At 55.2% G+C, this 21,023-nt stretch carries 17 protein-coding genes; 8 read left to right on the forward strand and 9 right to left on the reverse strand.

What is annotated here, in order from left to right; translation table 11 throughout:
• From ACTIKR_RS13695 to ACTIKR_RS13710, 4 genes are all read right to left on the reverse strand, one after another.
• The coding region (locus ACTIKR_RS13695; protein ID WP_442328102.1) for an enoyl-CoA hydratase-related protein at window positions 1-1,212 on the reverse strand (1,212 nt) is incomplete at its 3' end.
• Between the two features lie 9 nt (window positions 1,213-1,221).
• On the reverse strand, window positions 1,222-2,505 hold the full coding sequence (locus tag ACTIKR_RS13700) for an acetyl-CoA C-acetyltransferase (protein WP_193087108.1): 1,284 nt from the start codon (window positions 2,503-2,505) through the stop codon (window positions 1,222-1,224).
• A gap of 2 nt (window positions 2,506-2,507) precedes the next feature.
• A complete protein-coding gene (locus ACTIKR_RS13705) occupies window positions 2,508-4,829 on the reverse strand; it encodes an acyl-CoA dehydrogenase (protein WP_442328103.1) in 2,322 nt (773 codons plus the stop codon).
• On the reverse strand, window positions 4,807-5,472 hold the full coding sequence (locus tag ACTIKR_RS13710; protein WP_442328104.1) for a TetR/AcrR family transcriptional regulator: 666 nt from the start codon (window positions 5,470-5,472) through the stop codon (window positions 4,807-4,809). The genes ACTIKR_RS13705 and ACTIKR_RS13710 overlap by 23 nt, the downstream gene beginning before the upstream one ends.
• A 348-nt stretch (window positions 5,473-5,820) precedes the next feature.
• On the opposite strand from ACTIKR_RS13710, the gene ACTIKR_RS13715 reads away from it, so the two are divergent.
• Window positions 5,821-6,165: a DUF2325 domain-containing protein gene (locus ACTIKR_RS13715; RefSeq protein ID WP_193087105.1), complete on the forward strand. Its 345-nt coding sequence runs from the start codon at window positions 5,821-5,823 to the stop codon at window positions 6,163-6,165.
• 547 nt (window positions 6,166-6,712) lie between these two features.
• On the opposite strand, the gene ACTIKR_RS13720 is transcribed toward ACTIKR_RS13715, so the two are convergent.
• Window positions 6,713-7,405, reverse strand: a complete 693-nt coding sequence (locus ACTIKR_RS13720; RefSeq protein ID WP_193087104.1) for a C40 family peptidase — start codon at window positions 7,403-7,405, stop codon at window positions 6,713-6,715.
• A gap of 903 nt (window positions 7,406-8,308) precedes the next feature.
• Here ACTIKR_RS13720 and acs point away from each other — a divergent pair.
• Window positions 8,309-10,288 carry an acetate--CoA ligase gene (acs, locus tag ACTIKR_RS13725; RefSeq protein ID WP_193087103.1) on the forward strand — a complete coding sequence of 660 codons (1,980 nt, stop codon included), beginning with the start codon at window positions 8,309-8,311 and terminating at the stop codon, window positions 10,286-10,288.
• Between the two features lie 356 nt (window positions 10,289-10,644).
• Here the strand turns inward: acs and ACTIKR_RS13730 are convergent, their stop codons facing one another.
• Window positions 10,645-12,291: an electron transfer flavoprotein-ubiquinone oxidoreductase gene (locus tag ACTIKR_RS13730; RefSeq protein ID WP_193087102.1), complete on the reverse strand. Its 1,647-nt coding sequence runs from the start codon at window positions 12,289-12,291 to the stop codon at window positions 10,645-10,647.
• Between the two features lie 493 nt (window positions 12,292-12,784).
• Between ACTIKR_RS13730 and ACTIKR_RS13735 the strand changes: the two genes are divergently transcribed.
• The 3 genes from ACTIKR_RS13735 to ACTIKR_RS13745 are packed head-to-tail and all read left to right on the forward strand — an operon-like array spanning window position 12,785 to window position 14,675.
• On the forward strand, window positions 12,785-13,255 hold the full coding sequence (locus tag ACTIKR_RS13735) for an acyl-CoA thioesterase (RefSeq protein ID WP_193087101.1): 471 nt from the start codon (window positions 12,785-12,787) through the stop codon (window positions 13,253-13,255).
• A 56-nt stretch (window positions 13,256-13,311) separates the two neighbouring features.
• The gene (locus ACTIKR_RS13740; protein WP_193087100.1) at window positions 13,312-14,019 is read left to right on the forward strand and encodes a CoA transferase subunit A; all 708 of its coding nucleotides are present in this window, start codon (window positions 13,312-13,314) and stop codon (window positions 14,017-14,019) included.
• Between the two features lie 2 nt (window positions 14,020-14,021).
• Complete coding sequence (locus tag ACTIKR_RS13745; RefSeq protein ID WP_193087099.1) at window positions 14,022-14,675, forward strand: CoA transferase subunit B; 654 nt, start codon at window positions 14,022-14,024, stop codon at window positions 14,673-14,675.
• Between the two features lie 245 nt (window positions 14,676-14,920).
• Here the strand turns inward: ACTIKR_RS13745 and ACTIKR_RS13750 are convergent, their stop codons facing one another.
• Entirely contained in the window at window positions 14,921-15,370 is a 450-nt protein-coding gene (locus tag ACTIKR_RS13750) for a winged helix-turn-helix transcriptional regulator (RefSeq protein ID WP_442328105.1), read from the reverse strand.
• A gap of 121 nt (window positions 15,371-15,491) precedes the next feature.
• On the opposite strand from ACTIKR_RS13750, the gene ACTIKR_RS13755 reads away from it, so the two are divergent.
• On the forward strand, window positions 15,492-16,748 hold the full coding sequence (locus tag ACTIKR_RS13755) for an MFS transporter (protein ID WP_442328106.1): 1,257 nt from the start codon (window positions 15,492-15,494) through the stop codon (window positions 16,746-16,748).
• 57 nt (window positions 16,749-16,805) lie between these two features.
• Here the strand turns inward: ACTIKR_RS13755 and gcvA are convergent, their stop codons facing one another.
• Window positions 16,806-17,693 carry a transcriptional regulator GcvA gene (gene gcvA / locus ACTIKR_RS13760; protein WP_442328107.1) on the reverse strand — a complete coding sequence of 296 codons (888 nt, stop codon included), beginning with the start codon at window positions 17,691-17,693 and terminating at the stop codon, window positions 16,806-16,808.
• A 159-nt stretch (window positions 17,694-17,852) separates the two neighbouring features.
• Between gcvA and ACTIKR_RS13765 the strand changes: the two genes are divergently transcribed.
• Both ACTIKR_RS13765 and ACTIKR_RS13770 read left to right on the forward strand, forming a co-directional pair.
• A complete protein-coding gene (locus ACTIKR_RS13765; protein ID WP_442328108.1) occupies window positions 17,853-19,259 on the forward strand; it encodes an amidase in 1,407 nt (468 codons plus the stop codon).
• Window position 19,260: 1 nt separating this feature from the next.
• Window positions 19,261-20,502: an MFS transporter gene (locus ACTIKR_RS13770; RefSeq protein ID WP_442328109.1), complete on the forward strand. Its 1,242-nt coding sequence runs from the start codon at window positions 19,261-19,263 to the stop codon at window positions 20,500-20,502.
• A 156-nt stretch (window positions 20,503-20,658) separates the two neighbouring features.
• On the opposite strand, the gene ACTIKR_RS13775 is transcribed toward ACTIKR_RS13770, so the two are convergent.
• Window positions 20,659-21,021 (reverse strand): DUF423 domain-containing protein, encoded by a 363-nt coding sequence (locus ACTIKR_RS13775; RefSeq protein WP_442328110.1) that lies wholly within the window; start codon window positions 21,019-21,021, stop codon window positions 20,659-20,661.
• Window positions 21,022-21,023: the final 2 nt, after the last annotated feature.

Raw genomic sequence — 21,023 nt, forward strand, 5'->3', positions numbered from 1 at the left:
TTTCATTTTTGGTTCGATCTGCTGGTAGAGCGATTGCTTGGCTTGCGGATTTTCACTGATCGCTTCAATCACCAGATCAGCTGTCGCTATACCGTGGCCTTCCAGATCCGGAATCAGGCGATCACGCGCTGCCTGTGCGGTATACCGATCCTTGCGGGCATAAATGGATACGGCATTTTTGAACGCGCCGGCAATGCGCTGGGCGTCGGTATCCTGTAAGGTGGTTTTGATGCCCTGCAGCGCGCACCAGGCAGCGATGCCGCCGCCCATCACGCCGGCCCCGATCACGTGAACATGGTTGACTGCTTTGGCATTGTCTTTTTTGCCGAAAGCCTTGAGTCGCTCCTGCAGGTGAAACACGCGAATCAGGTTGCGGGTCACATCCGATTGCAGCAGCCGGGTCAGTGCTTGTGGGTCGGCCAGGGGATCGCCATCGTGTTTTTCCCACAGCTCCAGCATGGTCAGGGTCGCAGGGTAATGGCCATAAGGATCTTTCTGCTTGACGCTTTTGCGTGCCTGGGCAGCGACCAGTGACTTGAACGGCGCGCGATTGAGCAGGCGGGCCAGACCCCGGGCCTGACGTGTCGGTTTGCCAGAGGTGACCAGATCGACCGCAGATTTCTGAGCGACCCGGGGGGCAACAAGCAAGTCCACCAAGCCGGCAGACCTGGCCTTGCGGCCATCCAGCGTGCGACCGGTCAGCATCATGTTCAGGGCCGTTTGCGGGCCGATCAGGCGGGGTAGTCGCATCAGGCCGCCCCAGGCCGGGAAGATGCCCAGTTTGACTTCAGGCAGCCCGATCACCGGTTTGGGCGAGTCGACCGCGATGCGATAGCGGCAGGCCAGCGCCAGTTCCAGTCCACCACCCAGGCAGGGTCCGTGCATGAGCGTGAGCGTAGGAAAGGGCAGCTTTTCGATACGGTTGAATAAATGCCAGCCACGTTCAATCAGCTTGCGACCATTGTCAACGTTGTCGACATTTTGAAACTCCTTGACGTCGGCGCCTGCAATGAAACCGTTGCGTTTTCCCGAGCGGATGATCAGGGCTTTGGGCGGTGCCGATTCCAGGCTGCCGATGATGTCGGTCAGCTCTTCCATGACGTCGCTGGCCAGCGCGTTCATGCTGCGATCCGGGCAGTCGATGGTCAACCATGCGATATTTTGCGCATCGTTCTGCAGGGTCCAGTTCTGGTATGTTTTCTCAGTTGTCATGATTGATCCTTACTGCATGGTTTCGACGAGCATGGCGCCACCCTGGCCGCCACCGATGCAAATAGACGCCATGCCGCGCTTGAGATTGCGTGCGCGCAGCGCCTGTAGCAGATGCAATACGATGCGAGCCCCCGAGGCGCCGACCGGATGACCTAATGCAATGGCGCCGCCATCAACATTCAATTTGTCCTGATCCAGCGTGCCCAGCGCCGGGACGCCAAAATGGGTCTGGCAATATCTTTCGCTTTCAAAGGCACGGACGCAGCCCAGCACCTGCGCGGCAAAGGCTTCGTTGATTTCCCACAGATCCAGGTCGTTCAAACCAAGGTTATGGCGCTGCAGGATAGGCACACTGGCGTGGACCGGACCCAGACCCATTTGTGCCGGGTCAAGAGCAGCCCACTGGGCGTCTACGATACGGCCCAGCGGTTGCAGATTCCATTTGTTTACCGCTTCTTCAGAAGCCAGCAGTAGTGCGGCGGCGCCATCAGTTACCTGGGAGCTGTTGCCCGCCGTCACGTTGCCGCTAGGTTTATCAAATACCGGTTTGAGCGTACCCAGTTTGTCTATGGTAGAGTCGCGGCGGATACCGTCGTCTTCGGTATAGGCATTGCCTTTGGCGTCGATGATTGCGGTAATTTCCGCGAACGCATGACGGTTCTGGCCCGAGAGGGCGCGTTCGTGGCTGCGGACACTGAACGCATCCATTTCATGGCGTGTAATGCCAAATTCCCAGGCCAGGTTTTCAGCGGTCTGTCCCATGGAAATGCCAATAACCGGATCTGTCAGGCCCTTGAGCAGGCCGATGACGGGGGCCAGATTGCTCAGTCTGAACTGACGCAACAGGCCCAGTTTCTGGCCGGTGGATTTTGCACTATTCCACTTGGCCAGCCAGCTGACCATCGCATCGGAAAACAGCAAGGGGGCGCGTGACAATGCGTCGGTGCCGCAGGCGAGTACCAGATCGGAACGGCCCGTTTGAATATTGGCGCAGGCTGAATCGAGCGCTTGCATGCCGGAGGCGCAGTTGCGCATGACGGTCCAGGCCGGCACGTGATGCCCGGTGCCCACGCGCAGGCCGACCACGCGGCCGATATTGGTCTCATCGGGCGTTGGGGCTGCGCAGCCTACAATGACTTCTGACAAAGCGGTTGCGTCGACGGGCTGGCGCAGCAGCAGGGCGCGGCTCGCCTGCACGGCCAGATCGCTTGCAGAAAAGGGCCCGGGGCCGCTGCGCACTTTCAGAAAGGGTGTTCTGGCACCATCGACGACATAAACAGGTTTGAATGTCATGGTCAGGATTCCTTGGTGGTGTTTGATGTTGAAGAACCGGATGCGGCCTGCATTTTTGCCAGACCCAGATCAAACGGGAAATCATCGACGTGAATAACCTTGTCTCGCAGTCGGTCGCGTTCGCGCAACAAGGCATATTCTTCGTCGCTGACCTGGTTCAATTGATACGCCAGTTCAGTGATGTCCCGCACGTTGCCGGCCGGATGACCGTCGAACACGCCGCGTTTTTCAGCGTCGCGGATTTTCGCATCTATCGGTTCGGCGCGTATGGTGGCCAGCAGGGCCTTTTCAATGACGCCAATCGGGTCCTGGTCGCTGTCCGGTATATAGCAATTTGCCGTCAGGCGATCTCTGGCGGCGCCCGGTTGCATCAGTTGCTCGCAAATGGCGCGATCAAGCCGGTCATTGGGCCGTCGGAATACGCCACCCCATGGAAAGACGATCAGGCGCAGCGTTGCACCGATCCAGCGATTAGGAAAATTACGATACACATTGAGCAATGCCGTTTGCGCCTTTTCCAGCGCATCCTGAACCGACCAGTGTACAAAAGCGGCCTCGTCGGCTTGCGCGCCATGGTCTTCGAATTGCTTCAAGGCGGCGCAAGCCAGATAAAGCTGGGACAGCACATCGCCCAGGCGCGCAGAAATTTTTTCGCGCTTTTTCAAACTGCCACCCAGTACCAGCATGGCAACGTCGGCGCTGAGTGCCAACGCAGACGACAGGCGGGTGATCTGGCCGTAATAGGGGCGCATCGGTAGTGCTGTGCCGGCCTTGACGCCCAGCACAGCCGAGCCGAACAGCCCGCTCAAGAGCGAGCGCAAGCCGTTTCTGCAAGCAAAGCCAATATGACCGAACAGGGCATCGTCGAACTTGTCGAGCGCGATCTTCGGATCCGTTTCCTGCACGGCTGCCATTTCCTTGAGAACGTACGGGTGGCAGCGAATGGCCCCCTGTCCGAAAATAATCAGGCTGCGTGTGAGAATGTTGGCGCCCTCCACAGTGATGCCGACCGGGATCTGTTGATAGGCACGGCCCAGAAAATTCGATGGGCCAAGACAAATACCCTTGCCGCCGATGATGTCCATGCCGTCATTGACGATGACGCGGGCGCGCTCGGTCACATGGTATTTGGCAATGGATGAAACCACTGAGGGTTTTTCGCCCAGATCCACCGCGCCGGCAGTCATGACCCTGACGGCGTTGGTCATATAGGTATAGGCACCCATGCGCGCCAGCACTTCTTCGATGCCTTCGAATTTACCGATGGACAGATTGAACTGCTTGCGTATGCGTGAATAGGCGCCGACGGCGCGAACGGTCATCTGTGACATACCGACGTTGGAAGAGGGCAGTGAAATCGAGCGTCCGGCGGCCAGGCATTCCATCAGCATGCGCCAGCCCTGGCCGGCCATTTGCGGGCCGCCAATGATGAAATCCAGCGGCATGAAGACATTCTTACCTTCGGTCGGGCCATTCATGAACATGGCATTCAACGGAAAGTGACGACGCCCGATCTGTACGCCGGGGTGATCATGCGGCACCAGCGCGCAGGTAATACCGATATCTTTTTTGTCACCGAGCAGGCCGTCGGGATCGAACAGGCGAAATGCCAGACCCAGCAAGGTGCAGACCGGCGCCAGCGTGATGTAGCGCTTGTTCCACGATACGGACATGCCGAGCACCTGCTGGCCATTCCATTCGCCCATGCACACGACACCGCTATCGGGAATGGCTGCGGCATCGGAACCGGCCCAGGGGCTGGTCAGCGCGAAGGCGGGAATGTCTTCACCTCGCGCAAGGCGGGGCAGGTAGTGATTTTTCTGTTCTTCGGTCCCATAGTGCACCAGCAGTTCGCCGGGGCCCAGCGAGTTTGGGACCATGACAGATACGGCCAGCGCCGAGTTGCGCGTCGATAGCCGTGTCATCACTTCAGAATGGGCAAAGGCGGAAAAGCCCAGGCCCCCATATTGCTCGGGAATGATCATGCCCAGGAAGCGCTTGGATTTGATGTAATGCCAGGCCTGGGCCGGCAGGTCAAAATCTTCGGTTGTGATTTTCCAGTCATCGACCAATGAGCATGCATGGACAACTTCATTGTCCAGGAATGATTGTTCGGCTGCAGTCAGTGTTGGTTTCGGAAACTGCTGCCACATGGTCCAGTCTGGCTTGCCGCTGAACAACTGCGCATCCCACCACACGGTGCCGGCTTCGATGGCATCCCTTTCGGTGTCCGACATGGATGGCAGCACCTTCTTGAATTTGCTCAGCAGGGGGCGGCTGATGTGACGTTTGCGAAACGCTTTAATTTGTTGGAAGAGGGGCACGCAGTCCTCCTAAAAGAAAACTCATTAATCGGGGCAGGAGCTGTTCGTCGTACACATTTTCGTCAACCATCGACGATGTCATATCCGGTAGAACACCTTGCAGAATATTGATGCCGGCAATCGCGTAGGAGGTTGCACCAAGCATGAAATGGAATCGCCAGATGATCTCTGCCTCGGGTACATCGGGCATGGCGCGCACAAACGCCGCTTTGTATCGGGACACCACTTCAATGTATTCCTGGGCAAACAGGGTCTTGATGAAATTGGAAGGGTCGGTCATGGTGCGCTCAAGCAGGCGCATGAAAATGTTTGCATCATGTTCCGGATCGGACACATGGCGCAGCAGGGTGCCGAAGAACGCATCGACCAGCAGGGACGGTTTGACCGAATTGGGCGCGGCGGCTTTTTCAAGTTCATCCAGCAAGCGGATGCGTTCGCGATTGATCCATTCAAGGCGCCGTTTTAGCACAGCCCGTACCAGCTCTTCCTTGCTGCCGAAATGGTAGTTGATGGACGCAAGATTGACACTGGCAGCCGATGTAATCTGGCGCAATGACGTTGCATCGTAGCCTGCCTTCACAAACAGGGTTTCGGCTGCATTCAGAATCGATTTGCGGGTTACTTCGCTGCGACTGGTGGCCATAATTAAACATTTGATTTAAACAAGTGTTTTAATTTTATGCCTCTTCATTGTAAATATCTATTGAGGATTAACCCTAGCGCGTGCGAGGGCGCAACAGCGTCAACGCCGTGCCGACAAGGCAGGGTGTCAATGGCGTTGCGGGCGTTGGTTGCCGAGGCCATTAGCGAGGCCTGCGAATGAGGCCACTTGCCTGCATACCGGGAAAGCAGAATAAAACGCGTCGCTAAAGAATGCATTGTGAAGGGGCTCCCAGGCCGTTCCATTGATCTGCGATAAATTTATGAAAAATAACATTGCTAATAATAATGATTCGCATTTATAATAAATTCAGTTTCTTTGGAGAAGACTATGATTGGAAACATGAGTGCAGTAGTGGTTGGCGCAGATCGTCTGGGCAATATCCCGGTGCTTCTAAAAGATCATAATATTGAAATCAAGCAGCACATCAGCGGGCGCGATCCGTCCCATCAGAAGAAAACCTATCAATTGCCCACCGGAACGCAAATGGTTATTTTGCTGACCGACTTTCTTGGTCACAACGTCATGAAGTCATTTCGGTCTGCGGCGCAAAAGGCAGGTGTGCCAGTTGTCGCTTGTCGTCGCTCGCTATGCAGCATGCAACAGGCTTTGACGCAATCGGGTTTTCGTTGTGCCGATTGTCCACAACGCGAACAGGCAGGCAAGGGCAACTAGTTTTGCTCCCGGCTGGCTCCGGGTCGTCTTGAGGTATCAAGGCATGAGTGGCCTGTGTGGGCTTGCCGTATTGCTCAACGGCAAGCCCGGCTATTGGCATCCATCCTGTCTTTGCGGACAGTAGTGGTTAATGCTCAAGCCGGTGTGGGCGCCATTGCAACTTGAGTGTGATGCAGCGTTAAGTCTCATATCGTTGGGCCTACGCGTTGTACCAGGCCTTTTATGCGAGGCCTTGTTTTTTATCGGGCACGCTTTATTGGGTTATACACGCATCGCAAAAGATAGGGTTGCTGCGTACGTTGTCGATTCTCCGGGTAAAGGTACCTGATGGTCGATGCAGTCGATGGTCATCGGCTAACCAATAATCAACAGCTAAGCGATGGTCAACAGATAGCCGATAGTCCAAGTTCAATACACTGAAAATGAAAAAAGCCGGGCGTTCTCCATAGAAAACGTCCGGCTTTTTATCGTACTCATTTGACCGTGTCATTGCTCAGTCGCCTGCGGCCGATACTTGCTGCAGGCGGTTGAATGCCCGGGTTGCAGGTCAGCGAGAAGCGACGCGCTGTCCTTCAAGACGGCGTGCGCCGTTATAACGTTTGTTCCAGTAAACATTGTCCATCTTGTCTACGCGAACGACAGAGCCAGTACGTGGCGAATGAACAAATTTGTTCTCGCCCACATATATACCGACATGCGAGTAACGTTTGCCCCGGGTATTGAAAAAGACCAGATCGCCAGGTTTGAGTTCGTCACGGCTGACAGATTCGCCTATTTTCGCCATGGACGCAGCCACGCGCGGCAGGTTGACGCCCATGTATTTGCTGGCGGTATAGTAAATCAGACCTGAGCAGTCAAAGCCGGCTTTGGGTGTGGTGCCGCCAAAACGATAGCGTACGCCGAGATAATTCAGTGCGGCTTCAGCCAGTTCGCTGGAGGCCGACACCGGCGAATCGATGGCTGCGTCCTTGTTGTTGCGACGTACCTTGGCCTGGGCGATCAAATCACCGATAGGGTCTGAAATTCGGGGATCCCATTCTGATACAGGTTTATCAGTCGTTGCATCGACCACGCCATTTTGGGTGATGATGAGCTTCTGGGATTGTTCCTGATCGAGGTCGTCGGCAATGGCGACTTGGGAGAAAGTGAAACTACTGAGGGAAATGCAGAGGAGGGAGAGCAATGACCGTCGAATACGGATACGGAAATTGCCGAAACTGACAAGGGTATGTGGGGGCATAGTCGTTACATATCGTAAATTATAGGGTGTCCGAACTAGCTTTTCCAAAAGCTGGGCAAATTTTACATAAAAATCAATGCAGTCACAACTGATTTATAAAGATTTTCTAGAAAGAAATTAAGAAAAATTTACATTGTTGGGCAGATATTGACCATTTGATTGTTCAAATCAAATCGATCTCGGAGATGCGGGAAGTTGGATGAATTTGGCCGCTTCTTACGTCAACTTACGTGATTATTTCAGTTCAGTGTTATGTCAGTGTTGCGCGCGTCAAATGTAAAAATAAAATTCAATTGTGACTTATTGGTGCGGATAGAACAAATGGCCAGGCGAGCCCGCCAAAAATTGGGTTGTCATCGCAATGACGTCGTGCGATCTTGTTGTCATGCGTAGAAAAAACGAAGTTTAATATTATTTAACTTTATTGACGAGCAATGTGATTTGAGTCAAATGAAGTTAAATGGATTCGTTATATCTTCAGACAGCACGAATCGGAGGGTCAGGTTCGACCGGCGCGGGTGTTTGATCACCACCCGAGGGTGCCTCAGTTTTTGCGGCTATGCCGGGGTGCAGTCGGCACCAGCCAAACGCCTTGCCTGCCATACGAGCCTGTTGTTCATCCAGATTGCCCGCCCATATTGTTGGATACGCCGACCAGGCACGCCTATCGGCAAATGCCTGGGTTGCTGTGCTCCAGCCGGGCAGCAGATCGTGTCGGGATTTGGCAGCGGGCCTGCATCGTGTTCTATACAGGTTGTTGCGGATTACCTTTTGATTTAATCTCGGCTAATATATATAGAACAGGGCTGACGCGCACTGCGTGGTCAGGCCAGCACGAAATATCAGCCTTAACTAAATATCAGCCTTAACTATTTCACACTATACGTACAGGAGACCGCTTATATGTCCACTTCAATTGAGTCCGTACTCGTCGAAAATCGCGTATTTCCGCCCAATGACGATTTTGTCCGGAATGCTGTGGTATCGGGTATGGATGCTTATAAAGCACTCTATAAGGAAGCTGAAGATGACTTCGAGGGATTCTGGAAGCGTCAGGCAAACGAAAATCTTCGCTGGATCAGGCCGTTCACTCAGGTTCTGGATACTTCAGGGGCGCCGTTTTACAAGTGGTTCGCCGATGGCGAACTGAATGTTTCGTATAACTGCCTGGATAAGCATGTAGTCGAAGGGCGTGGTGATCAGACTGCCATCATTTTCGAAGCGGACGATGGGGCGGTCACGCCGGTCACCTTTAACGAATTGCTGGCCCGGGTCAGTCGCTTTGCTAACGGGCTCAAGCAGGCAGGGTACAAGAAGGGCGACACCGCCATTATCTATCTGCCCATGTCCATTGAAGCTGTCGTGGCCATGCAGGCTTGTGCGCGTCTTGGCATCATTCACTCCGTGGTGTTTGGCGGATTCTCGGCCAAGAGCCTGCATGAACGGATTGTCGATGTTGGCGCATCACTGGTCATTACCGCAGATGGCCAATATCGCGGAGGCAAGGCACTGGCGCTGAAGCCTGCCGTTGATGAAGCGCTGGCGCAGAGCAATACCGAGAAGGTGCGCTCGGTCATCGTCTATCGCCGCACCGGCGCCGAAACCGGCTGGACTGAAGGCCGCGACATTTGGTGGAGTGACTTTGAAGACAAGCAGTCTGATGTCTGCGAGCCGGTCGCCATGAATTCTGAAGACCCGCTATTCATTCTCTATACATCGGGCTCCACCGGCAAACCAAAAGGCGTGCAACACTCCTGCGCTGGCTATCTGCTATGGGCGCAGCTTACCGTAAAGTGGACATTCGATCAGAAGCCGGGCGACGTTTTCTGGTGCACTGCCGACGTCGGCTGGATCACTGGCCACACGTATGTCACTTATGGTCCGCTGGCTGCTGGCCTGACCCAGGTGGTATTCGAAGGCGTGCCAACGTACCCGAATGCCGGCCGCTTCTGGGACATGATTGCTCGTCACAAGGTTACCACCTTTTACACGGCGCCTACCGCGATTCGTTCGCTGATCAAGGCTGCCGAGGCGGACGCCAAGGTGCATCCGGATAGCTTCGATTTATCCAGCCTGCGTATCATCGGATCTGTGGGCGAACCCATCAATCCCGAAGCCTGGGTTTGGTATTATAAAAATGTGGGTAAAGAGCGCTGCCCCATTGTTGATACCTGGTGGCAAACAGAGACCGGTGGCCAGATGATTACGCCATTGCCCGGGGCGACGCCGCTCAAGCCCGGGTCCTGCACATTACCGCTACCTGGCATCTTTGCTGCCATCGTCGATGAAACCGGTGAAGACGTGCCGGACGGCAAGGGCGGTTTCCTGGTCATCAAAAAGCCGTGGCCCGCCATGATCCGGAACGTGTGGGGTGATCAGGAACGTTATAAGAACAGTTATTTCCCGCCGGAATTCCGAGGATACTATCTGGCTGGTGACGGCGCGCAACGTGATGTGGACGGCTATTTCTGGATTATGGGGCGCATTGATGATGTGCTGAACGTCTCTGGTCACCGCCTGGGCACCATGGAAGTGGAGTCGGCATTGGTATCGCACGAACTGGTTGCCGAAGCGGCTGTCGTAGGCCGGCCTGACGCCACAACCGGTGAAGCCGTGGTCGCCTTTGTGGTGCTCAAGCGCGAGCGTCCTCATGGCGACGAAGCCAAAGAGATCGCCAAACAGCTGCGGGACTGGGTTGCCAAAGAAATTGGCCCGATTGCCAAGCCCAAGGACATCCGTTTTGGTGATAATCTTCCCAAAACACGTTCAGGCAAAATCATGCGCCGTTTGCTGCGTGTGGTGGCCAAGGGTGAAGAGGTCACGCAGGATGTCTCCACGCTTGAAAACCCGGCTATTCTTGAGCAGTTGACCGAGTCCGTCTGAACAGGTCGAAGTCTTTGACCGCATGGAGCCTGGCTTGAGTCACGTTCAATAAATGCCGGCAATGAACAGGGCTGAAATTCGTGAGCACGGGTTTCAGCCTTTTTTGTGCGCGTCAGCCGGGCTTCTGGCTATCGGCATGCAGCGATAGGGTATCGGCGCGCAAAAATCGTGTTGTATCTCATTGCTGGTGTTCGTTCTTTGCGGTTGTTGTGTTCTTTATTATCGGCCGCCAGCACAGCACTCAGGCAAAAAAAACCTGCCAGCAGCGTTCACTGCGCTGGCAGGATTTTTTGAGCTGGTCTACAGATTTGCAATGGTCGAAGTGTACTTGTCAGGTTGGTCAGACAGAGCGCAAATTACAGACCGTTATATACGGGACCTTCTCCGCCCTGAGGTGCAACCCACACGATGTTCTGCGTGGGGTCCTTGATATCACAGGTCTTGCAGTGTACACAGTTTTGCGCATTGATTTGCAGGCGATCCTGGTCCTGGTCATCCTTGACGAACTCATAGACGCCGGCCGGGCAGTAGCGCTGCTCGGGACCGGCATAGACGCGCAGATTGGTGTCAACCGGAATCGAGGCATCTTTCAGTGTCAGGTGCACCGGCTCATTTTCTTCATGGTTGGTGTTCGAAATAAACACCGAAGTCAACCGATCAAAGGTAAGCTTTCCATCCGGTTTGGGATAGTCTATCTTTGCGCACTCGGCAGCCGGTTTAAGGCATTCGTGATCGGCTTTGGTGCGATGAATCGTCCACGGCATTTTGCCCTTGAAGATCAGTTGCTCGATACCGGTCATGAGGGTGGCGATCAGCCGTCCTTTTTTGAACCACTGCTTGAAGTTGCGAGCCTTGTTCAGCTCTTCATACAACCAGCTCTGTTCAAAGGCAATGGGGTAAGCCGACAGGATGTCCTGGCTGCGTTCTGCGGTGAGTGCCTCGAAGGCCGCCTCGGCTGCCAGCGATCCAGTCTTGATGGCGGCATGGCTGCCCTTGATGCGGCTGGCATTCAGAAAACCGGCTTCGCAGCCGATAAGCGCGCCGCCCGGGAACACCAGTTTAGGCAGTGACAGTAGACCGCCGGCGGTAATGGCACGAGCGCCATAAGCGATGCGCTTGCCGTTTTCAAAATACGGCCGGATACTTGGATGGGTTTTATAACGCTGGAATTCGTCAAAGGGCGACAGCCAGGGGTTGGCGTAGTCCAGGCCAACCACCATCCCGACCATGACAAGATTGTCTTCCAGGTGATACAGGAAAGAACCGCCGTAGGTATCGGAATCCAGAGGCCAGCCAGCGGTGTGCACCACCAGGCCTTTTTTGAATTTTGCCGGATCAATTTCCCACATTTCCTTGATGCCGATGCCATAGCTTTGCGGGTCACGGCCCTGGTCAAGCTTGAATTTCTCGATCAACTGGCGTCCCAGCTGGCCGCGTGACCCTTCGGCAAACAAGGTATATTTGGCGTGCAGTTCCATGCCAGGCTGATAATGCGCGGTCTGGTTACCGTCACGGTCCAGGCCCATATCGCCGGTAGCTACGCCGCGAATACCGCCGGCCTCGTTGTACAGCAGTTCGGTGGCCGCAAAGCCGGGGAAGATGTCAACGCCCAGCGCTTCGGCCTGTTCGCCGAGCCAGCGCGTTACATAGCCCAGGCGTACAATATAGTTGCCTTCATTATGAAAACAGGGTGGCAGCGCCCACTTTGGTGTGGCTTTTTGTCCGGTTTCGTTCAGGAACAAAAACTGGTCTTCAGTTACCTCGACGCCCAGCGGCGCCCCTTTTTCTTTCCAGTCGGGAATGAGTTCGGTCAGCGCCTGCGGATCCATGACCGCACCTGAAAGAATGTGCGCGCCAATTTCGCCGCCTTTTTCAAGTACACAGACTGAGTAATCCTGTCCTTTTTCCTGACAGAGTTGTTTGAATTTGATCGCCGCAGCCAGACCGGCCGGCCCACCTCCGACGATGACAACGTCATATTCCATTGATTCGCGTTCTGACATTCGCGCTAACTCCTGAGATAGTGTAATTCTGTATTTAATGTCGATTGTATTGCAATGAGGGCGCAATTGCAGTTCTTTATGGCTGAAGTCGTTGTTAACTGCGCTGAAACGGCAGAATGATCTGACTGGCGGAACAGACGTCAGGTGATCGTAGATCGGGGCAATAATCGGCCGTCGGCAGCGCGTGCTCCAGAACTGCCCTGGGAGATCTGTTGTTTGGCAGAGGGGGTCAGGGCAAGGGCGTAGGCGTGCGGGTAAAGGTGCAGGTAGGGGTGCGGCCGGAGCCAGTGGCTGGATGAACGGCCCCGGATCAGCCGGCCCGGACTTGACTCTTCATGCTGCGATGCGAAAAAAGAGCAGTATTGAACTGATATTCAAGTCGCGCCGCCGTACCTAGGACAAGTACCAATAAGGCCGGCCAGTGCCGGGTGGGTGTAACAGAAATCTGCTACAGTATCTCCAGTGAAAACAAGGTCATTAAAGGAGATCGTTAATGCCCGATAGTGTATTGCCGGCGCCCTCGCAGGACGGCTCCATGCAAGGCGAACACTGCCATGTGTTTGCCCTGCGCTGGGCCGACATGGATATGTTGCAACACGTGAACAATACCGTGTATTTTCGTGCCATTGAAGAGGCCCGCATGCAGATTTTCGGTCCGTTGCGCCATCTGTTTGCCCCTGGCATCGGCGTGGTGCTGGCGCGTGCGGAATGTGATTTTCTCAAACCCATGAGCTGGCCGGGCAATATCGAAATTGTGCACCGCCTTGTCAGAATTGGTCGCTCCAGCCTTGATTGCAATATTCTTATACGCAAGCAAGGCGAGCCCGACACCGTCTATGCACGTTCGCGCGCTATTGTGGTTCTCAGTGATCTGGCGTCGGGAAAGTCAAGCCCATGGCCGGCAGCGCTGCTTGAGCAGTTGCAAAAGCAATTTGCGGCAGCCCCATCACAAGCTGGTGGATAAGCCGAAAGGCGAACCAGCTTGTCGTTCATATTTCATTATCAGTAAAGGAAGAGTAAATGGATAAGGTATTTGCAAATGCCAATCTGGCACTCGAAGGCATCGTAGCCGACGGGCAGATGATCGGCGTTGGGGGGTTTGGTCTGTGTGGCATTCCCGAGGCGTTGATTGCTGCCCTACGAGATTCCGGCGTCAAAGACCTGACGTGTGTGAGCAATAATGCCGGCGTTGACGGGTTCGGGCTTGGTCAGTTGCTCAATACGCGACAGGTCAGGAAAATGATCGCATCCTATGTGGGTGAGAATAAGGAGTTCGAGCGGCAGTATCTGAATGGAGAGCTGGAGCTGGAATTCACGCCCCAGGGAACGCTGGCAGAAAAACTGCGCGCCGGGGGCGCGGGTATACCGGCTTTCTTTACGCGCACCGGGGTGGGCACCATTGTCGCCGATGGCAAGGAAATTCGCGAATTCGACGGGAACGAGTATGTAATGGAGCGTTCGCTTGCGCCCGACGTGTCACTGGTCAAGGCCTATATTGCAGATCGCAGTGGTAATCTGATTTTCCGCAAGACAGCGCGCAACTTCAATCCCAACGTTGCGATGGCCGGCAAAATCACCGTGGCCGAAGTGGAAAAAATCGTTGAAGTGGGCGAACTGGACCCTGATCAGATTCATCTTCCCGGCATTTACGTGCAGCGCATCGTCTTGAACGAAAATCCTGAGAAACGGATTGAACAACGCACCACACGTCCGTCCAAAGGAGAATAAACATGGCTTGGAATCGCGATCAAATGGCTGCGCGTGCAGCAAAAGAACTGCAGGATGGATTCTATGTGAATCTGGGTATTGGCTTGCCTACATTGGTGGCCAACCACGTACCGCCAGGTGTGGAAGTGTGGTTGCAATCGGAAAATGGCCTGCTCGGTATCGGCCCTTTTCCTACAGAAGAGGAAATTGATCCTGACATGATCAATGCCGGCAAGCAGACCGTTACAACGCTGCCCGGTTCGTCCATTTTCTCGTCCGCCGATTCATTTGCCATGATTCGCGGCGGCAAAATAAATCTGGCCATACTGGGTGCCATGCAAGTATCCGAAAAGGGCGATCTGGCTAACTGGATGATTCCTGGCAAGATGGTCAAGGGTATGGGCGGCGCGATGGATCTGGTGGCCGGCGTGGGCCGTGTCATTGTGCTGATGGAACATATCGCCCGTAAAAAAGACGGCACGACCGACATCAAACTGTTACCCGAATGCAACCTGCCATTGACGGGTGTGGGTGTTGTCGATGTGATCATTACCGATCTGTGCGTCATGGAAGTAACGGAAAATGGCTTGAAGGTTACCGAGCTTGCCCCTGACGTTACCATCGAAGAAGTACAGGAAAAAACCAAGGCAAAACTGGATATTTCTGCATTGGCTTGATCAGCTTCAGTCTGTCGAACAAGCGCCACGCACTGTCTACTCATTCACTGCCTTATCGCACGTGCCTGTGTCTTCAATGCGGGGCGCTTTTTGTTTGCTGAAAAAAAAACATGACACGCGTCCGGGCGCGCTTATGGCTAAGACGTATGCCATGCCAGAACAAAAATGACAGCCCCTGGCTCGGGCTCGCCCACCATTGCCGAAATGCTGCGTATTCTCCGCTACGTATTACCGCTGAGTGACGCTCATCGCGCAACCTTGATGACACGCGTTGCACTTGCAGGGACGATGTGATCATCCTGAGTGACGGGTTGCATCAAACGCAATGGCTTCTCCGACTCAATATCGATAAGTTGTGAATGCGCCTCTTCGGGTGCAAACAAGTGCCGTTCTCCCCACTGTCGAAGTGCCACCACGACCGGAAAAAGCATCTCGCCCTTGGGAGTGAGAACGTATTCCTGATAGGCGGTGCCATCGGATGCCGGTCGCACCTCAAAAATGCCGGCTTCGACCAGATTGCGCAGGCGATCGGCCAGAATACTGCGAGCAATCCCCAGACCGCGTTGAAAATCGCTGAATCGGCGCGTGCCATCGAAGGCGTCCCGCACCAACAGCAATGACCAGCGGTCGCCAACCAGATTGACTGAACGTGCCACAGGGCAGGTATCGTCCTGTTTTTCTTTATGCCGGGTCATGCTGGCTCCTTATCTGTCACCTGAATTGTCGGGAAAAAAATCAAATCAGTATTATTTTAATACCAGTTGCTCTACAATCAAACCGGTCTTTATTTGAAACCAGATTGATTGAGGAAAGTTTATGCATGCTGATCAAGAGGTAAACGGCTACCAGCAGGCGCGCCGAATGCCGCGTGCGCTGGTCGTCCTGTTTGCTGGCGCCAGTGGCCTGAGTGTGGCTAACGTCTATTACGCCCAGCCGCTACTGGACGCATTGGCAGCCGACTTCTCCATTAGTCATGCGGCTGTCGGCGGCGTTATCACGTTTACTCAGATCGGTTGTGCGCTGGCTTTATTGCTGTTGGTGCCTTTGGGCGATCAAATAGATCGGCGCCGTCTGGTGCTGATCCAGTTGGTAGCGCTGTTTGCCGCGCTGCTTGGTGTTAGCCTGGCAAGATCTTCCGCGGCATTGATGTTTGGCATGTTGATGGTCGGTTTGCTGGGCACGGCGATGACGCAAGGATTGATCGCTTACGCCGCCACGGCAGCAGCGCCAGCGGAGCGGGGCCGCGTGGTCGGTGCAACCCAGAGCGGCGTGGTCATCGGGTTGCTGTCGGCACGGGTGCTGGCCGGGGTGGTCGCTGATCTTGCAAGTTGGCGCGGGGTGTATTTTGTTTCGGCCCTGCTGATGCTTGTGCTGGGACTGATGCTGCTGCGAGCGCTGCCGGTGCAAGCGGCACCTGCGCGGCGGCTGTCCTATGGGCAACTGATGCTATCGATGATTACGCTGTTGCGCCAGGAGCGGGTGCTGCAGATTCGCGGGGTGATCGCATTACTGATGTTTGCCGCTTTCAGCGTCTTCTGGAGTGCGCTGGTCCTGCCCTTAAGTGCGCCACCATACTCCTTGTCGCATACCGCTATCGGCGCATTCGGGCTGGTGGGCGTAGTGGGTGCCTTAGGCGCCGCACGCGCAGGACACTGGGCGGACCAGGGGTTTGGTCAAAGGACCAGTGGTCTGGCGCTGATGCTGCTACTCGTGTCGTGGTTGCCGCTGTCGTTGGTATCACACTCCCTTTGGTGGCTGATACTTGGCATCATTGCCTTGGATCTGGGTGGACAGGCCATTCATGTGACGAACCAAAGCATGCTTTTCAACACACAAGTGCAGGCGCATAGCCGCCTGGTAGGGTGTTATATGCTTTTTTATTCAGTCGGCAGCGGTCTGGGCGCCATTGCCTCGACCGCCGCTTATGCGGCGTTCGGCTGGCAGGGCGTATGTTTGTTGGGAGCAGGCATGAGTGGGGTGGCTCTGGCATTCTGGGCGTTGACTGTGCGCCTCATGCCGCATAGCGCGCGCCCTTGCGCCGGGCTGGTTCAGCCGTGTCGCGAAACTGGCTAGCCGTATTGCCATCGACGCATTCGCCGGCACTTTTTTTATGCAAACCTGATCATCAGGTTAAGTTAACGCTTCACCCAGAATCCAGTCCCTGAATGCAGCTATTTTAGGATTGTCGTCATGCATTTGCGGATAGACCAGATAATAGGCAAACGTTTCCATATGCGTCGGCCTTGCCAACTGGACAAGCCGGCCCTGTTCAACGTCAGGCGCTACCATCGCGGCAGGAAGCAAGCCGGCTCCGTGACCTGCGATAACTGCGTTGAGCAGCAGGCCTGTATTGTCAACCGCGGTGCCTCGTGCCGGCTCGATATGTTCAACCCCTTGGACCTGAAACCACAGACGCCAGCCCTGACGATCGGCGTCGTTTATCTTGGGCCATGCCAGCAGGTCGGCGGCCGACGCTGGCATACCGAGCCGTGCCACCAAGGACGGAGCGGCAACCGGCACCATTTGGACCGAGACAAGATGGTGGCTTCGTAGGCCAGGGTATCGTCCGACACCGTGGCGCACCGCGATATCAACATTGTCATGGGAAAAATCCACAAGTGCGTTGCCAGTGAGCACCTGAAGATCGATATCGGGGTGAGCCTGGCCAAATGAATTGAGTCGTGGAATCAACCAGGCCGAGGCAAAAAACGGCGTAACGCTCAAAGTCAGGATGCCGGCGCTTGCGGACATGGTGGCGTGTCTTGATGCTTCGGCAATCTGACGAAAAGCATTGCGGATGACCGGCAGATAGTCTTGTCCGGCCTGGGTCAGTAGAATGCGCCGGTTCATCCGCTTAAAAAGCTTTACGCCCAGATGTTCTTCCAGCAGCTTGATCATTTGACTGACCGCGCCCGATGTGACGCACAGCTCTTCGGCTGCAATCTTTACCGACAGATGGCGCGCAGCACATTCGAACGCACGCAGGGCATTCAAGGGTGGAAGTTGGCGATAATTCATTTTAGATTATCTAAAGTAAATTGATAAATAATATGGTTTGTTTGTGGCGGCAACTAACGAGTATATTAGCAATAAATAGCATCGACAGATGATTGTCCTGGCATGTTTTTTTATATTTAAAAACTAAACTACTTTTTAATATCTCCTTGGGGAAGTGAATTGACCGCCAAAACGACCGCTGTGCATTATTTAGGACTAGAGCAAACTGCAACGCTCATCCGCAACCGGGAGGTCTGTTCGCGAGAAGTAACGCAATTGCTGTTGGACCGCATTGCCCGGCTCGACGGCCAGTTATGCAGCTATGCGCTGGTCATGGCGGAGACTGCCCTGGAGCAGGCAGCGGCGGCCGACGCAGAGATTTCGGCAGGACATGTTCGCGGGCCGCTGCATGGGGTGCCGATCGTAGTTAAGGACCTTTGCCAGATTCAGGGCTTTCCTACGGGGGCGGGGATGAAGGCCGGCATGTATCCGGTGGCTGCCGAAGACGCGACGGTGGTGCAGCGTTTGAAAGAAGCCGGCGCGGTTCTGCTGGGTAAATCGCAACTGACTGAAGGCGCGTATTCGGACCATCATCGATCGATCACGCCACCGCGAAACCCGTGGAATGCCCGTTATTGGCCCGGCATTTCCTCCAGCGGCTCCGGTGTGGCAATAGCGGCCGGCCTGGGATACGGCTCACTCGCATCAGACACCGGCGGCTCTATTCGCTGGCCCGCTGCGGCTAACGGCGTGACTGGCCTGAAACCAACCTGGGGCCGGGTCAGTCGTCACGGCGTGATTGAATTGGCAGCTTCGCTGGACCACGTAGGGACGATGGCGCGCAGCGCGGTGGATGCCGGTATATTGCTTGGAGTGATTGCCGGTAGCGATCCCAAGGACCCAACGGCCCTGCTCGCGCCGGTGCCCGATTATCTTGTCGCTACCGGCGGCGACCTGCGCGGCCTGCGCCTTGGTGTTGATAGTGCCTGGAACAGAGAGGGCGTCGACGCCGTTACTCAGGCTGCGCTTGCCGAGGCAACCCAGATATTTGCAGAACTGGGCGCACACATTATCCCAATCCGCTTTCCTGATGTCGCGCAGATTGTTGCTGACTGGGTGCCCAATTGTGCGATCGAGGCCGCCGTTGCGCACAAAGCAATGTACTCGGCACGCAAGCAAGCGTATGGCAGTATTCTGGCCTCGGTCATTGAAGCCGGGCTTGCACTGTCGGCATCAGAGTATCAGCAAATCCTGCTCAGGCGGATGGCATTTCGTGGCCGTGTCACGCATCTGTTTGACTCGATCGATGTACTTCTGACGCCAGCCCAACCGTTCGCACCCTTGACGCTTGCCCAGATCAACACCCTGGGCGAACAACCCGGCCTGGTCGCGATGCTACAGCGCTACACCTGTCCGTTCGATATGTCCGGTCATCCGACGCTGACCATGCCTGCGGGTTTTACGCAGTCGGGCATGCCGATAGGCATTCAGCTGGTTGCCGGACATCTGGAGGAAACCATTCTGGTTCGTGCTGCTGCGGCGTTTCAAAGCATCACAGACTGGCATCATCGACATCCGGTGGCATAAGATGAATCAGAAAACGATGAAATGTCAGTGGTTTTACGGCTGGGTGGTTGTCGCTGCTGCGTTTGCAGTCACCTTTGTTGGTTTTGGCAGCGCCTATACGTTCAGTGCATTTGTGCCGTCATTACAGCATGATTTTGGTGCGTCCCGTGGCGCTGTCTCACTTGTCTTTTCGCTGGCCGGGTTTCTCTACTTTGCCCTGGGTGTTGTCAGTGGACCGCTCGCAGACCGCTGGGGCGCACGCAGCCTGGCCATACTTGGCATGTTGCTGGTGGGTGCAGGGCTGGCGCTGGCCAGCGTTGCGCGCACCATTGTCGAGGTTTATCTGGCGTATGGGCTGGGTATCGGTCTGGGTGTCGGATGCGCTTATGTGCCAGTCATCGGCGCCGTGCAGCGCTGGTTTCTGAAGCGTCGCGGTTTTGCTTCAGGCATTGCGGTCAGTGGTATTGGCGTGGGGACACTGGTGATGCCGCCGCTTGCATCCTGGCTGATCGATATTCTGGGATGGCGCGGCGCTTATTTGGTGCTTGCCGCGATCGTCACTTCGATAGGCATCGGGATGGCGTGTTTCATTGTCAATGATCCTCGCAGCAAGGGAACCGGACCGGATGGGACGGCACTGACAAGCGGTCATCCCGTGGCCATTGTCGCTGGCGTTTCGGCAGGGCAGGCGATACGGTCGCGGCAATTCATTGGACTATATTTCGCATGCCTGATCTGTTCATTTGGTGTATTCGTCCCGTTTGTTCACCTGGTCCCATATGCCCTGGATCATGGTATTGATCATTCTGCCGCTGTATTGCTTCTTGGCGCTATTGGGGTTGGCAGCACGCTCGGCCGGTTCTTTCTGGCCGGTCTTGCGGATCGGATCGGTCGACAGGTTTTTCTTCTGATGATGTTTGCAGGCATGGCATTGGCGCTTGCGATCTGGGCTATTGCGACAAGCTTTTGGTCGCTTGCCGCTTTCGCATTGATATTCGGTATCTTTTACGGGGGATGGGTGGCAATATTGCCTGCGGTTGTCATGGATCACTTTGGCGGACGTCATGTGGGCAGCATTATCGGCATTCTTTATACCAGCGTTGCGATTGGCACGCTCATTGGTCCTGCTGCGGCCGGCTTTATCTTCGATGCAAGCAACAGCTATACCGTACCTATTTTGACCAGCACCATCGCCAATCTTGTCGCAACCGGCATTGCTGCATTGGCTTTAAGAAGCCCGGCGCACAGGGTCGTGCCTGGTTAATTCCGGCAGAACGGGCCGCACCATGCAACCAGGACTGTTGGTCGCGGCTGTGCTGGCTGGTGGCGGGCTACGCCTGATACGGCCCGGACATGATCATATTCGGGCCCATGGCGCTGACCCGATCAGCCGCTTGGTCCCTGATATAAGCCAGGACGGTTATTTGCTGTCTGTTTTACCGGCCGATAATGCCAGGCATAGCCAACCTGCCAGAAAACACAGGCCGCCGATCGGGGTGATGGCGCCCAGCCATTTCACATTGCTCAATACCAGAATATACAGACTGCCGCTGAATATCAAAATACCCGCTGCAAATAGGCGGCTGGTCCAGCGTAGCGCATGCCGGTTCACATGAGCAGCCAGGCCCACCAGCATCAACAGTGCCAGCGTATGGATGAGTTGGTAGAGCACGGCGGTGTGCCAGATGGGCAGCAGCATCGGATCCACGTGGTTTTTCAGGCCATGGGCACCGAAAGCACCGGCGGCCACGCCGATAAAACCGCTGATGGCGGCGCCACGAATCA

This window comes from Advenella sp. (genome assembly GCF_052108595.1).
GTDB lineage: Bacteria > Pseudomonadota > Gammaproteobacteria > Burkholderiales > Burkholderiaceae_B > Advenella.

Coding starts and splice junctions, on each gene's coding strand:
- ACTIKR_RS13700 (WP_193087108.1), bottom strand. CDS start 2,505: ATGACATTCAAACCTGTTTATGTCGTCGATGGTGCCAGAACACCCTTT.
- ACTIKR_RS13710 (WP_442328104.1), bottom strand. CDS start 5,472: ATGGCCACCAGTCGCAGCGAAGTAACCCGCAAATCGATTCTGAATGCA.
- ACTIKR_RS13715 (WP_193087105.1), top strand. CDS start 5,821: ATGATTGGAAACATGAGTGCAGTAGTGGTTGGCGCAGATCGTCTGGGC.
- ACTIKR_RS13720 (WP_193087104.1), bottom strand. CDS start 7,405: ATGCCCCCACATACCCTTGTCAGTTTCGGCAATTTCCGTATCCGTATT.
- acs (WP_193087103.1), top strand. CDS start 8,309: ATGTCCACTTCAATTGAGTCCGTACTCGTCGAAAATCGCGTATTTCCG.
- ACTIKR_RS13730 (WP_193087102.1), bottom strand. CDS start 12,291: ATGTCAGAACGCGAATCAATGGAATATGACGTTGTCATCGTCGGAGGT.
- ACTIKR_RS13735 (WP_193087101.1), top strand. CDS start 12,785: ATGCCCGATAGTGTATTGCCGGCGCCCTCGCAGGACGGCTCCATGCAA.
- ACTIKR_RS13740 (WP_193087100.1), top strand. CDS start 13,312: ATGGATAAGGTATTTGCAAATGCCAATCTGGCACTCGAAGGCATCGTA.
- ACTIKR_RS13745 (WP_193087099.1), top strand. CDS start 14,022: ATGGCTTGGAATCGCGATCAAATGGCTGCGCGTGCAGCAAAAGAACTG.
- ACTIKR_RS13750 (WP_442328105.1), bottom strand. CDS start 15,370: ATGACCCGGCATAAAGAAAAACAGGACGATACCTGCCCTGTGGCACGT.
- ACTIKR_RS13755 (WP_442328106.1), top strand. CDS start 15,492: ATGCATGCTGATCAAGAGGTAAACGGCTACCAGCAGGCGCGCCGAATG.
- gcvA (WP_442328107.1), bottom strand. CDS start 17,693: ATGAATTATCGCCAACTTCCACCCTTGAATGCCCTGCGTGCGTTCGAA.
- ACTIKR_RS13770 (WP_442328109.1), top strand. CDS start 19,261: ATGAATCAGAAAACGATGAAATGTCAGTGGTTTTACGGCTGGGTGGTT.